Origin of the sequence: Flagellimonas chongwuensis (assembly GCF_013376415.1) — a bacterium.
In the GTDB taxonomy this organism is placed as follows: Bacteria; Bacteroidota; Bacteroidia; order Flavobacteriales; family Flavobacteriaceae; genus Flagellimonas; species Flagellimonas chongwuensis.
On record NZ_WYET01000004.1, the window covers coordinates 774,253 to 787,077 of the forward strand.

The following is a 12,825-nucleotide window of genomic DNA, read 5'->3' on the forward strand; positions in this document are numbered from 1 at the left end:
TATGAGTGTTTATAAAGTTTTAGGGTTAATGTCCGGAACATCCTTGGATGGATTGGACATTGCCTATTGCCATATTTGGGAAGAGGATAACAAATGGAACTTTTCCATAGAAAATACAGCAGAAATCAACTATTCCGATGAGATGAGGGAGTATTTGAAAAATGCCATCCATCTTTCGGAGGAGGACCACGACCAGCTCCATAAGGATTATGGCATTTGGCTGGGGCAGCAATCCAAGTTATTTATTGATGAATTGGAGGAAGAAGTCGATTTTATTGCCAGTCATGGCCATACTTCGCATCACCGACCCGAAGAAGGAGTCACTTTTCAGTTGGGTGATGGGCAACTACTGGCAAATACATCGGGAAAACAGGTAGTCTGTGATTTTAGAACCAAGGACGTATCGCTGAAAGGCCAAGGAGCTCCACTGGTTCCTATTGGGGATAAATTACTTTTTCATGAATATGATTTTTGCCTCAACCTGGGGGGCATCAGTAATATTTCTTTCGACAAAAATGGTGAACGGATTGCCTACGATATCGGATTGGCCAATATGCCATTGAATTACATTACCCATAAAATGGGGTTGGCCTATGACGAAAATGGAAAGATTGCAAGATCTGGGAAATTGAACCATGCTCTGCTTCAAAAATTGAACAGTCTACCGTATTACGCGCTCCCCTATCCAAAATCCACTGGATACGAATGGTTTTCTTCTGAAATAATGCCCTTAATTGAGGGGTCCAAGCTTTCAAATGAAGACTTACTGCATACGTTCATTCATCATAACTGCGAACAAATAGCATTTGCTGCGCTCAAGCATAAGAACAATGGCAAATCCAATAGTAAACTTTTGGCAACCGGCGGCGGGGCGCTCAATCAATTCTTTATGGATACACTGCAAAGCAAATTGGGAAACAGCATTGAGGTGGTGGTTCCCAATAGAACGCTGATTGCATACAAAGAAGCATTGGTCTTTGCCTTAATGGGCGTACTCCGCCTGGAGGGCAAAACTAATGTGCTCAAATCAGTTACCGGCGCAACTTCAGATTCCTGTAGTGGGGAAATGTTTGTTCCTAAGGATTTGGTTTAGGAAGCAGCGATTCTCTTCCGTTTGGGCAAATGCGTCAAAAGAAACAGTGCCAAAGCAACCATACCGCAGATAGCCAAACCTGCAAAAAGTGGCCATACACTATCCTTTACAAAATCACCAATAAAGGTAGCAATCGGAATGGAAAGTACGGTTGACACAAATCCATTTATTGCCGCTCCAATTCCAGCAATGTGGCCAATAGGCTCCATGGCAATGGAACGGAAATTACCCCACATAAATCCAAGGCAAAAGAATTGAACCGATAAAAATCCGACCAACACATATATACTTGGGTTTGGCGAATTCAAAAACAAAAAAGAATAGGTCAAGGCCACCATACAGAATACAATCGTAGCCATTAAGGATAATCTCCTCATCCCGAAGCGCATCACCAAAGTACCATTCATGAAAGTTGATAATCCAATGGATATGGCCAAACCAGCAAAGATGTATGGAAACACTTCCTTAAGCGCGTATTGATCTTCAAAAATGTGCTGCGCTGAGCTTAAATACACTAAAAATGCACCAGTGACCAATCCGGAAATCAACGTAAAGGCTACGGTCTCCCTATATTTTACAAATTCTTTTACACCATCAATAAATACATGCCGGGTAAATGGAATCTTATATTCAGCATGTAATGTTTCCTGCTGACGCTTCCAGAACCAGAAAGCAACGATCAACACAAAGAACATTTGCACGTAAAAAATACCCTGCCATCCAGTTGCGTCCAAAATTAATTTTCCGATAGCCGGAGCTACAACAGGTACCAAAATGAAAAAAGCGGTAACAAAAGACATGATTTTTGCCATATAGTCACCTTCATAAGTATCGCGGATAATGGAAATTGAAATGGTTCTTGGTGCAGACAGTCCGATTCCCTGTAAAATTCTTCCCACCACCATAACCTCCAATGAAGGCGCCATCAAACATATGACACTGGCCACCAAAAAGATAGAAAAACCCATGTAAACTACGGGTTTTCTTCCAAAGCTATCGGAAATGGGACCAAAGAAAAGCTGTCCAACGCCCAATCCCAAGAAAATCATGGTTACCAATAACTGATGGTCCGTAGAATCGGTACTGTTGATTGCCTCGCCTATGTTAGAAATTGCGGGCAGTATTGCATCAATCGCCAAGGCTACAATCGACATCAGAGCGGCCATCATGGCCACAAATTCAAAGTTGGGTTTTTGATTTAACTTTTCCATCGGGCAAAATTAGTCATACCCAATGGATCGGTAAAGCATTTAAGAAAGGTTTAATGATAAAGAAACATATCCAACGTTGTAGTTGAAAATTGTTGCGATACAAAGAGGCATTTTTCTTTATTCAAACTCGATTGAAGCAGTCAAATCGCTTCGAGAACCTTATATTTAAATCAAATTTTTATAGTCATGGCAAGTTTAAAGGTATTGGTGGTCGGATGCGGGAACATGGGTACATCCCATGCTCGAGCATATCATAAATTAGAAGGGTTTAAAATCGTTGGTTTGGTCAGCAGAGGAGCGAAAAGCAGGGAACGACTTTCCAACGAATTGGGTGGTACCCCTATGTTTTCCGATTATGCTGAAGCCCTTGCAACCGCGAAACCAGATGTAGTCTCCATCAACACTTACCCGGATACACACTACGATTATGTGAAAATGGCCTTGAAAGCGGGAGCCCATGTTTTTGTGGAAAAACCCTTGGCCTTAACGGTAGAGGAAGCTCAGACATTGGTCGACCTAGCTCAAAAACTACAGCTCAAAATGGTGGTGGGCTATATACTGAGAGTTCACCCCACATGGGCCAAATTCACGGAAATGGCCCAAGAACTGGGCAAACCGCTGGTTATGCGCATGAACCTTAACCAGCAAAGCTCTGGAGACCATTGGCATACCCACAAACAATTAATGAATTCCATGTCGCCTATTGTGGATTGTGGCGTGCATTACGTGGATGTGATGTGTTCGATGACTCGCTCCAAACCCATCAGTGTTTCAGCAATCGGTGCGAATCTATCAGACGAAATAGCTTCCGACATGTACAATTATGGTCAATTGCAGGTCCGGTTTGAAGATGGCTCGGTAGGCTGGTACGAGGCCGGCTGGGGGCCCATGATGAGCGAAACCGCTTTTTTCATCAAAGATGTTATCGGCCCAAAGGGATGTGTATCCATAAGCGATCAAGATAAAGGGGCTTCGGACGATGTTGATGGACATTCCAAAACAGGAAGCTTAAAATTGCACCACAGCGAACTTGATGAAAAAGGGCACTTCACCAAAAAAGATGAGATCATTGACACAGCCGATGAGCCTGACCATGATGGACTTTGCTTGTTGGAACAAAAATATCTGTTGGATGCCATTCGTAACGACCGTGACCTCACTCATCACTTAAACGACGCCGTCAACAGCTTAAAAATTGTACTCGCCGCGGATGAATCCGTAAAAACGGGAAAAACTGTATTGTTGTAGGCAGTATGTCAGGTCGAGCGCAGTCGAGACCCACCAAATCATGAACCTATACTTTGTATACATATTAAAATGTTCTGATGGATTGACCTATACTGGTATCACAGATAATATTGCCCGTAGGTTAGCCGAACACCAAAATGGAACAAACCAAACGGCTTTCACTTATCGAAGAAGACCCGTCATGCTTATCTTTCAACAAGAATTCAATGATGTTTTGCAAGCCATCTATTTTGAAAAGAGAATAAAGAAATGGAGCGCCAGAAAGAAGTTTGCTCTTGCTGCGGGCGACATGGACCTTTTACAAATATTATCTGAGTGTAGAAATGCTTCTCACTGCAAGTTTAATCCAAACCAAGATTGAGGTCTCGACTGCGCTCGACCTGACAAACTTTACCAATAACCAAATTGACAGAATATTACTTACATTTAACAAGTAAAATCTAGCCATGGTAGTAAAGTTTATTGAATCCACCTATGATTCAGTTAAGGATAAGCTCAAAAATCCATTTTATGGAACCCTGTTCATTGTTTGGGTAATTAGAAACAGAGAATTCATCTTCAATGTTTTTTTCAATGAGAATGTTAATTCAGATAAACGTCTTGAAATCATTAGGTCTCATTTTTTGAGTTGGGATTCTCTATTAAGTTTTATTGGAACCATCTTTATTAGTTTAGGGCTAATGGTTCTTATTTATTTTTCATTGAACCTATCAAGACTTATTGTAGAATTATCCGAAAGAGTATTAAAGCCTAGGATTCAAAAAATATTTAGTGAGACAAGTATTGTTTCACGAGAAGAATATCAAACAGTTATTAACCAAAGAGATCATTACATTAAAAGGTTTAATGAAGAGAATCAGGAAAAGTTAAGGTTACAAGAAGAATTAGATACCAAAGGTGTGACTAAACAGAACATAGATGGTCAAACCTCGGAAAACTTAGACACTCCGAACAAAATTGACATTATCTTTTTTCAAGACTGGGATGACAATCTACAGTTCAGTTTTAAAAAATTAATTGCAGAAGTCAACAATCATCACTCTGCTGGAGAAGTTGAAGAAAAAGTTGGAGATGAATATGTCGAAGAATTCCGAGGAAGAGATTTAATTGAAATATACTATGACGGTGGAGTTCCTTATTATAAATTCACTCCACTTGGTATAGCTGTAAAAGATTTCTTTAATAAAAATAATATTAGGGCACTATAACGGAATATTACCGTGTTTTTTCCAAGGGGTCTGAACCTCTTTGTTCTCCAGCATGGCAAACGTCTTCAATAATTTACGTCTGGTATACTTTGGCATTATCACCTCATCAATAAAACCACGTTTGGCGGCGCGGTAAGGGTTGGCGAACTTATCGGCATACTCGGCTTCCTTTTCCTTTAATTTGGCTTCTGGGTCATCGGCTGCTGCAATTTCACGTCTAAAAATGATTTCACTGGCACCCTTTGCTCCCATTACGGCAATCTCGGCGCTGGGCCAAGCAAAGTTGAAATCCGCACCAATATGCTTGGAGTTCATCACATCGTAGGCGCCACCGTAGGCTTTACGGGTTATCACGGTTACCCTTGGTACCGTGGCTTCACTCAAGGCATAGAGTAATTTTGCCCCGTGCATAATAATACCGCTCCATTCTTGGTCCGTTCCGGGCAAAAAACCTGGCACATCGACCAAAACTAGCAACGGGATATTGAAGGAGTCACAAAAACGGGTGAATCGGGCCGCTTTGGTGGAACTGTTCACATCCAAAACCCCAGCTAAAAACATGGGCTGGTTCGCAATGATACCGATACTTCTTCCCCCCAAACGAGCGAAACCGGTAATGATGTTCTCCGCATAATCCTTATGGATCTCATAAAACGAATCACTGTCAATAATACCCGAAATCACATCGTGCATATCGTAGGGTTTGTTGGCATTGTCAGGCACTATTCCCGATAGTTCTTCCCTAATCTCATCCTTAAGCTCGTATGGAATTTTGGGGGTGATTTCTTTATTGTTCTGAGGAAGGTAGTCCAACAACTTGCGGATATCGTTCAAACAGGTTGCATCGTTTGCGGATGTTTTGTGCGCGACCCCAGATTTAACGGCATGTGTGCTTGCCCCTCCCAATTCCTCGGAGGTCACATTTTCGTTGGTCACTGTTTTTACAACATTGGGACCTGTTACGAACATATAGCTGGTCTCTTCGACCATTACTATAAAATCGGTCATAGCGGGCGAATAAACAGCCCCACCGGCACAAGGCCCCATAATGGCAGAAATTTGTGGTATTACTCCCGAAGCTTGCACGTTACGATAAAAAATATCGGCATAACCACCGAGTGAACGTACGCCTTCCTGTATACGTGCTCCACCGGAATCATTAAGTCCAATTATTGGGGCACCCACTTTCATCGCCAAATCCATCACTTTACAGATTTTCTCAGCATGGGTTTCAGAGAGGGCCCCTCCGAACACTGTAAAATCCTGCGCGTACACATACACCAACCTTCCGTTCACGGTTCCATAACCCGTTACCACTCCGTCACCATAGTACATTTCTTTGTCCATACCAAAATCGGTGGTACGGTGGGTCACCAAAATGCCCATTTCCTCAAAAGAGCCATCATCCAAAAAGTATAGTACCCTTTCACGGGCGGTCAGCTTTTTTTTCTGATGCTGCTTTTCTATTCGTTTGACACCTCCGCCCAAATGGGCTTCGGCAATTTTTTCCTGTAATGCTTTTATCTTGGGGTCCATAGGATTCAATTTGATGGTAATCTTACTAGTTTTTTGTCCTCCAGATATTGGTAGAGAGCTATCATGGCCGCAACCTCGGCTTCGGCCGCGGTTTGTTCCTTGATTTTTTCCGGGGAATAATAGGTTTTTACAAAATGTGTGTCAAAGTTTCCTGACCGGAACGCTTCGTGGGCAAATACAAAACTTCCGAATGGCAAAGTGGTCTGTACTCCCTTTATTTTGTAATTCTGAATGGCCTCCAGCATGAGTTCAATGGCCTCTTCACGCGTTTTTCCATAAGTTATAAGCTTTGACAACATGGGATCGTAATAGATTGGGATATCCATTCCTTCCCGAAATCCGTTGTCTACCCGAACTCCTTCACCCATTGGCAATTGGTAGGTCTCCAGATTTCCCACGCTTGGCAAAAAGTCGTTCAATGGGTCTTCAGCATACACCCGAAGTTCTACGGCATGTCCATTAATGGCAAGATCTTCCTGTTTCATGGGAAGTGCTTCTCCCCTTGCTACCTTTATTTGTAGCTCCACCAAGTCAACCCCGGTAATCAATTCGGTCACCGGGTGTTCCACTTGTAAACGGGTATTCATCTCTAGAAAATAGAAATTGTGGTCTGCATCCATCAAAAATTCAACCGTACCAGCTCCAACATAATCACAGGATTTGGCGACTTTACAGGCGGCCTCGCCCATTTTTTTTCGCAATTCGGGAGTTAAAATGGATGATGGTGCTTCTTCTACCACTTTTTGGTGGCGGCGCTGGACACTACACTCCCGTTCAAAAAAGTGGAGTACATTGCCATGGGTATCTGCCATCACCTGCACCTCGATATGTCGCGGCGACTTTACGTATTTTTCCACAAAAACAGAACCATCGCCAAAGGCAGATGTTGCCTCGCTTATGGCCCGTTTCATACCAGATTCCAAATCTTCTTCTTTCTCAACTATGCGCATTCCCTTTCCTCCACCACCGGCAGAAGCCTTGATCAAAATAGGATACCCTACCTCGCTTGCGATTTCTTTAGCCTTGTCCACATCGGTTATGGCCTCATCAATACCGGGCACCATTGGAATGTCGTATTCCTTCACAGTTTCCTTGGCGGCTAACTTGCTACCCATAATCTTAATGGCCTTGGATTTTGGGCCTATAAAGGTAATCCCGCTATTTTCAACAGCTTCGGCAAACTCAGCATTCTCGCTCAAGAATCCATAGCCTGGATGAATGCCGTCAACATTAAGTTCCTTTGCAACTTCAATGATTTTATCACCTCTCAGATATGATTTGTTGGACGGCGCCTCTCCGATGCAAACAGCTTCATCTGCTAGCAAGACATGTGGAGCATTTCTGTCCGCTTCCGAGAATACGGCAACGGTTTGAATGCCCATTTTTTTGACGGTCTTCATCACTCGGACCGCAATTTCGCCCCTATTGGCGATCAATATTTTTTTCATGATCCTTTATTGAAATTCAATCAACAATTGCTTTTTGTCCACAGCTTCACCTTTTGATACACTAACTGTTTTGATCACTCCGCTTCTGGGAGAGGTGATGATGTTTTCCATTTTCATGGCCTCCAAAATCAATAATTGGTCTTCTTCGTTTACCTCTTGGCCTTCTTTCACCAAAATATCCAGAATTAAACCGGGCATGGGCGCCGAAATAGAATCGATATTTTTCCCTGCATTGACAGCGAATCCCATTTTTTGGATTAGCTCATCCAATGGGGCCTGTATCGAAGTCTCGAATTCGGTACCGTTAACGCTGAGGGTATATGTGCCCCTGTTAAAATCGGAATCCAATATTTTTAGATGATACGATATACCATTCTTAAGCAAATGATAGCTGTTCTCACCTGTTTTGATCAAATCCAACGAAGAAATAGTGTCCTTGGAAAGTTTAAAGTCAAAGTCTTCTCCAACCTTGACGGAATAAGAGTCATCCATATTAGAATTTTCCATGGGTTAGGTTGATAAATATACGGGTAATACATTAAAAATCATACAAAGTTATGAGCCACCCGAAGGATTAATCATGACAATGATCATTAATTTCTGTATTATTAATCATTAATTATGTTGTATCTCAGATAGACAAGAGATGTTATCATTTGTGTATTTTTGATGCCAAAATTCAAACTATGCTGATCTTAGGGATTGCTGGCGGTACAGGGTGCGGAAAAACTACGGTGGTGAACCAAATAGTGGAACAATTGCCGACGGATGAAGTAGGGGTCATATCTCAAGACTCCTACTACAACGACCTTTCACATTTAAGCAGGGAGGAAAGGACCCATATTAATTTTGACCATCCCAATTCGATAGATTTTGACCTGTTGATCGAACATATTAAACTATTACGGGAGGGCAAAACAGTGGATACGCCCATTTACTCCTTTGTGGAGGAAACACGTATGAAGGAGACCGTTCCTACTCCGCCCCGAAAAGTAATGATCGTTGAAGGAATTTTGGTATTGAGCAATCCTAAATTAAGAGAACTGTTCGATATCAAGATATTTGTACACGCCGATTCGGACGAACGCTTGATACGAAGGCTGCAACGCGACACCCAAGAACGGGGACATGACCTAAAAAAAGTACTTACCCGATATCAAACGGCCGTAAAACCAATGCACCTTCAATTTATAGAACCGTCGAAAGAGTTTGCGGACATCATCATCCCAAACAATCATTACAATACAGTTGCGGTAGATATCGTAAGGACCATTATTAACAACAAACTTGCGTAACATGGGCCTAAAGGAATTGAGAAAAAAGAAATGGTTCAAGATTATGACCAACACCTACATTCTGGTGCTGACCATTTTTGTGATATGGATGGCTTTTTTCGACACCAATTCCCTTATGATTCATTTGGAGCTCGAGAACGAAATCGATAAGTTGGAAAAAGAAAAGGATTTCTTGAAAAGCGAAATTGCCAAGGATAAGGAAATCTTGAAAAAGATGTCCGATGAAAAAGAACTTGAGAAGCTTGCCCGCGAGAAATACTACATGAAAAAGGACAACGAAGAAATATTCCTTATTGAATATGAAGATAGTCTAAAAAACAAGCAAGATGAGTGACACTGGCCTATTTAGTGAATTCCCAGAAGTATCCACCAAACAATGGAAACAAAAAATCCAAGTGGATCTTAAAGGTGCGGACTATAACAACACCTTGGTCTGGGAATCTCTGGAGGGCATCAATGTTAAACCATTTTACAATCAAGATGATTTAAAAAGCATCCCAACTTTTTCCTTGCCCAAAAACCATGATTGGTCCGTGGCCCAAGTCATTTATGTGGGTGACGAAAAAAAATCGAACACCAAAGCCCTCACAATCCTTGAAAAAGGCGTCGAAAGTTTAATTTTTACCATTCCCAATGAAACCACGGATTTTGAAGTCCTGCTTTCGAACTTGGACATGGAGAAAATTGAACTCTATTTTTATTTTGAATTTTTGAGCTTGGAGCCCATCAAAAAATTGGTAGGTCTTCTTAGCGACAAAAAGGCAAAAGCCCATTTGAATATTGATATTATCGGGCACTTGACCAAAGTGGGCAATTGGTATCACAATCTAGAAAAAGACCACAAATTACTTACCGATTTAGTCTCGCTCGGAACATCGGATATCTCAATTGTTGGGGTCGATGCTTCTCGCTACCAAAATGCCGGTGCCAATATGGTACAGCAATTGGCATACAGTTTAGCTCACGCCAACGAGTATCTAAACCATATTGTCACTTCGAGCACAGTCGAGAAGTCTTTTCCCGTTACCTTTAAGGTGGCCGTGGGAAGCAATTATTTCTTTGAAATTGCAAAAATAAGAGCATTGCGGTGGCTTTGGAAAAGTCTGGCATCAGCATATGGAATAGAAAACGAGTGCAACATTCTGGCCATTCCGTCCAAACGCAACAAAACGCTTTACGATTACAATGTGAACATACTCCGCACCACATCAGAATGCATGTCGGCAGTATTGGGTGGCGCGGACGCTGCTTGCAACCTTGCTTATGATGCGATTTACCACAAGGACAATGAGTTTGGGGAGCGAATCGCACGCAATCAACTATTACTCTTAAAAGAGGAAGGATATTTCTCCGAAGCATCTCAAATGGCGGAAGGAGCGTATTATATTGAATCACTCACCAATCAGCTGGCAGAGAAAGCATTATCGCTATTCAAACAAATAGAAAAAACTGGCGGGTTCTTGGATGCTTTGAAAAAAGGTACCATCCAACAGAAAATCAAGGAGAGCGCCGAAAAGGAACAGCATCTTTTTGATGAAGGCAAGATAGTTTCACTCGGTACCAACAAGTATCAAAATCCACAAGACCGGATGAAGGAGAACTTAGAACTTTATCCGTTTGTAAAGACCAAGGCGCGAAAAACCATCATTGAACCCATCATAGAAAAAAGACTGGCCGAAGCATCCGAACAAAAAAGATTGAACGATGAGTAGAAAGGACCTTCAACATCTGGAATTGTCTGTCGGGTCGAGCGCAGTCGAGACCCTCAATTACGAGCACGAGAATTTTGCCGCCGGCATTTCCCCTTTCCTTCGTGGCCCCTACTCCACCATGTATGTTCGCAGGCCTTGGACCATTCGCCAATATGCAGGTTTTTCAACTGCTGAAGAAAGTAATGCATTTTATAGAAGAAATTTAGAAGCTGGCCAAAAAGGACTCTCCGTGGCCTTTGACCTACCCACCCACCGTGGTTACGATTCGGACAATGACCGTGTGGTTGGAGACGTGGGAAAAGCAGGGGTTGCTATAGATTCCATTGAGGACATGAAGATTTTGTTCGATGGCATTCCTTTGGACAAAATGTCCGTTTCCATGACCATGAACGGGGCCGTGATTCCCATTATGGCCTTTTACATTGTGGCAGGTCTGGAGCAAGGTGTGTCCATGGAGCAACTTTCGGGAACCATTCAGAATGATATTTTGAAAGAGTTCATGGTTCGGAACACTTATATCTACCCCCCCACTCCGTCCATGCAGCTAGTGGCCGATATTTTTGAATTTACCAGTAAACATATGCCTCGTTTCAACAGCATCAGTATTTCTGGTTACCACATGCACGAAGCGGGCGCTCCTGCATCCATGGAATTGGCCTACACTCTTGCCGATGGTATCGAGTACATCCGAACAGGAATTAAGGCAGGGCTTAAAATTGATGAATTTGCACCACGACTATCCTTTTTCTGGGGTATTGGCATGAATCATTTTGCCGAGATTGCCAAAATGCGAGCAGGCCGAATGCTTTGGGCCAAGTTGTTAGAACAATTCAATCCCACCAATCCAAAATCTTCCATGCTCCGCACCCACAGTCAGACGAGTGGATGGAGCTTAACAGAACAAGACCCTTTCAACAACGTGGCCAGAACAACTATCGAAGCCATGGCGGCGGCTTTTGGAGGTACGCAAAGCCTTCACACCAACGCATTGGACGAGGCCATTGCATTGCCAACGGATTTCTCTGCGCGTATTGCGAGAAACACACAAATCTATCTGCAACAGGAAACCCATATCACCAAAACGGTAGATCCATGGGCAGGTAGCCACAAAGTGGAACAACTGACCCAAGAAATTGCAGAAAATGCCTGGGAGCTGATTCAAGAAGTGGAAAAGTTGGGCGGAATGACGAAGGCCATCGAAAAAGGCATCCCAAAAATGCGGATTGAAGAAGCCGCAGCAAAAAAACAAGCGCGCATCGATAGCGCACAGGATATTATTGTCGGGGTGAACAAATACCGACTGGAGAACGAGGACGACCTTCAAATTTTGGAAGTCGACAATGCAAAGGTTCGAAAACAACAAATGACCCGTTTGGACCAAATCCGAAACAGTAGGGATTCCCAAAAAGTGGAAAAAGCACTCGAAGCTATCCGCATCGCGGCCAAAAAGACCATGGAAAATAATTCCGACCGCGGAAATTTATTAGCTTTAGCAGTAGAAGCAGCAAAAGAGCGAGCTACCTTAGGTGAAATTAGCGATGCCATGGAAAGTGCGTTCGGACGCTACAGAGCAAAAATTCAATCCTTTACCGGAGTGTATTCCAAAGAAATCAAAAACGACGAAAGCTTTGAAAATGCCCGCAAATTGGCAGATGCCTTTGCGGAGCAAGAAGGGCGCAGACCACGTATTATGGTGGCCAAAATGGGTCAGGATGGGCACGACCGTGGTGCCAAAGTAGTGGCCACGGGTTATGCCGATCTCGGTTTTGATGTAGATATTGGACCATTGTTCCAAACCCCGGCCGAAGTTGCCAAACAAGCGGTAGAAAACGATGTGCACGTATTGGGGATTTCCTCACTTGCAGGAGGCCACAAAACATTGGTGCCCGAAGTGGTTCAAGAACTCAAAAAATACGGACGCGAGGACATTATGGTCATCGTTGGCGGTGTGATTCCAAAGCAGGATTACAGTCATTTATTGGACAATGGGGCCGTTGCCGTTTTTGGACCCGGCACCAAAATTGCCGATGCAGCTACGCAAATCTTGAACATTCTTTTAGATTGATTCCTATAA

General features: G+C 42.9%; 12 protein-coding genes. 8 read left to right on the plus strand and 4 right to left on the minus strand.

Features of this window, described 5'->3' with window-relative positions; genetic code table 11:
- Window position 1 precedes the first annotated feature (1 nt).
- A complete protein-coding gene (locus GUA46_RS10535; RefSeq protein WP_176620455.1) occupies window positions 2–1,093 on the plus strand; it encodes an anhydro-N-acetylmuramic acid kinase in 1,092 nt (363 codons plus the stop codon).
- Here the strand turns inward: GUA46_RS10535 and GUA46_RS10540 are convergent.
- On the minus strand, window positions 1,090–2,304 hold the full coding sequence (locus GUA46_RS10540; RefSeq protein ID WP_176620456.1) for a multidrug effflux MFS transporter: 1,215 nt from the start codon (window positions 2,302–2,304) through the stop codon (window positions 1,090–1,092). The genes GUA46_RS10535 and GUA46_RS10540 overlap by 4 nt on opposite strands.
- A 186-nt stretch (window positions 2,305–2,490) precedes the next feature.
- Between GUA46_RS10540 and GUA46_RS10545 the strand changes: the two genes are divergently transcribed.
- The 3 genes from GUA46_RS10545 (at window position 2,491) to GUA46_RS10555 (ending at window position 4,760) form a co-directional block, all read left to right on the plus strand.
- On the plus strand, window positions 2,491–3,552 hold the full coding sequence (locus GUA46_RS10545; protein WP_176620457.1) for a Gfo/Idh/MocA family protein: 1,062 nt from the start codon (window positions 2,491–2,493) through the stop codon (window positions 3,550–3,552).
- A gap of 40 nt (window positions 3,553–3,592) precedes the next feature.
- Window positions 3,593–3,913: a GIY-YIG nuclease family protein gene (locus GUA46_RS10550; RefSeq protein WP_176620458.1), complete on the plus strand. Its 321-nt coding sequence runs from the start codon at window positions 3,593–3,595 to the stop codon at window positions 3,911–3,913.
- Between the two features lie 85 nt (window positions 3,914–3,998).
- Window positions 3,999–4,760: a hypothetical protein gene (locus GUA46_RS10555; RefSeq protein ID WP_176620459.1), complete on the plus strand. Its 762-nt coding sequence runs from the start codon at window positions 3,999–4,001 to the stop codon at window positions 4,758–4,760.
- On the opposite strand, the gene GUA46_RS10560 is transcribed toward GUA46_RS10555, so the two are convergent.
- From GUA46_RS10560 to GUA46_RS10570, 3 genes are read right to left on the minus strand one after another with little or no spacing between them, the layout of a single operon-like run.
- Window positions 4,755–6,296 carry an acyl-CoA carboxylase subunit beta gene (locus tag GUA46_RS10560; protein WP_176620460.1) on the minus strand — a complete coding sequence of 514 codons (1,542 nt, stop codon included), beginning with the start codon at window positions 6,294–6,296 and terminating at the stop codon, window positions 4,755–4,757. The two genes, GUA46_RS10555 and GUA46_RS10560, sit on opposite strands and share 6 nt — an antisense overlap.
- Before the next feature lie 5 nt (window positions 6,297–6,301).
- Complete coding sequence (gene accC / locus GUA46_RS10565) at window positions 6,302–7,744, minus strand: acetyl-CoA carboxylase biotin carboxylase subunit (RefSeq protein ID WP_176620461.1); 1,443 nt, start codon at window positions 7,742–7,744, stop codon at window positions 6,302–6,304.
- Between the two features lie 6 nt (window positions 7,745–7,750).
- On the minus strand, window positions 7,751–8,251 hold the full coding sequence (locus GUA46_RS10570; RefSeq protein ID WP_229418489.1) for an acyl-CoA carboxylase biotin carboxyl carrier protein subunit: 501 nt from the start codon (window positions 8,249–8,251) through the stop codon (window positions 7,751–7,753).
- Between the two features lie 179 nt (window positions 8,252–8,430).
- On the opposite strand from GUA46_RS10570, the gene udk reads away from it, so the two are divergent.
- The 4 genes from udk to scpA are packed head-to-tail and all read left to right on the plus strand — an operon-like array spanning window position 8,431 to window position 12,816.
- Window positions 8,431–9,039, plus strand: coding sequence for a uridine kinase (udk, locus tag GUA46_RS10575; RefSeq protein ID WP_176620462.1), 609 nt, complete (start codon window positions 8,431–8,433; stop codon window positions 9,037–9,039).
- A 1-nt stretch (window position 9,040) separates the two neighbouring features.
- A complete protein-coding gene (locus tag GUA46_RS10580) occupies window positions 9,041–9,373 on the plus strand; it encodes an FtsB family cell division protein (RefSeq protein ID WP_176620463.1) in 333 nt (110 codons plus the stop codon).
- Entirely contained in the window at window positions 9,366–10,751 is a 1,386-nt protein-coding gene (locus GUA46_RS10585) for a methylmalonyl-CoA mutase subunit beta (protein ID WP_176620464.1), read from the plus strand. Before GUA46_RS10580 ends, GUA46_RS10585 begins: the two co-directional genes overlap by 8 nt.
- Complete coding sequence (gene scpA / locus GUA46_RS10590; protein WP_176620465.1) at window positions 10,744–12,816, plus strand: methylmalonyl-CoA mutase; 2,073 nt, start codon at window positions 10,744–10,746, stop codon at window positions 12,814–12,816. The genes GUA46_RS10585 and scpA overlap by 8 nt, the downstream gene beginning before the upstream one ends.
- Window positions 12,817–12,825 lie beyond the last annotated feature (9 nt).

What these genes read in the sequence shown, in the direction of transcription:
- GUA46_RS10555 (WP_176620459.1), top strand. Translation starts at nt 3,999, where the DNA reads ATGGTAGTAAAGTTTATTGAATCCACCTATGATTCAGTTAAGGATAAG.
- GUA46_RS10585 (WP_176620464.1), top strand. Translation starts at nt 9,366, where the DNA reads ATGAGTGACACTGGCCTATTTAGTGAATTCCCAGAAGTATCCACCAAA.
- GUA46_RS10550 (WP_176620458.1), top strand. Translation starts at nt 3,593, where the DNA reads ATGAACCTATACTTTGTATACATATTAAAATGTTCTGATGGATTGACC.
- GUA46_RS10540 (WP_176620456.1), bottom strand. Translation starts at nt 2,304, where the DNA reads ATGGAAAAGTTAAATCAAAAACCCAACTTTGAATTTGTGGCCATGATG.
- accC (WP_176620461.1), bottom strand. Translation starts at nt 7,744, where the DNA reads ATGAAAAAAATATTGATCGCCAATAGGGGCGAAATTGCGGTCCGAGTG.
- GUA46_RS10580 (WP_176620463.1), top strand. Translation starts at nt 9,041, where the DNA reads ATGGGCCTAAAGGAATTGAGAAAAAAGAAATGGTTCAAGATTATGACC.
- GUA46_RS10560 (WP_176620460.1), bottom strand. Translation starts at nt 6,296, where the DNA reads ATGGACCCCAAGATAAAAGCATTACAGGAAAAAATTGCCGAAGCCCAT.
- GUA46_RS10570 (WP_229418489.1), bottom strand. Translation starts at nt 8,251, where the DNA reads ATGGAAAATTCTAATATGGATGACTCTTATTCCGTCAAGGTTGGAGAA.
- udk (WP_176620462.1), top strand. Translation starts at nt 8,431, where the DNA reads ATGCTGATCTTAGGGATTGCTGGCGGTACAGGGTGCGGAAAAACTACG.
- GUA46_RS10535 (WP_176620455.1), top strand. Translation starts at nt 2, where the DNA reads ATGAGTGTTTATAAAGTTTTAGGGTTAATGTCCGGAACATCCTTGGAT.
- GUA46_RS10545 (WP_176620457.1), top strand. Translation starts at nt 2,491, where the DNA reads ATGGCAAGTTTAAAGGTATTGGTGGTCGGATGCGGGAACATGGGTACA.
- scpA (WP_176620465.1), top strand. Translation starts at nt 10,744, where the DNA reads ATGAGTAGAAAGGACCTTCAACATCTGGAATTGTCTGTCGGGTCGAGC.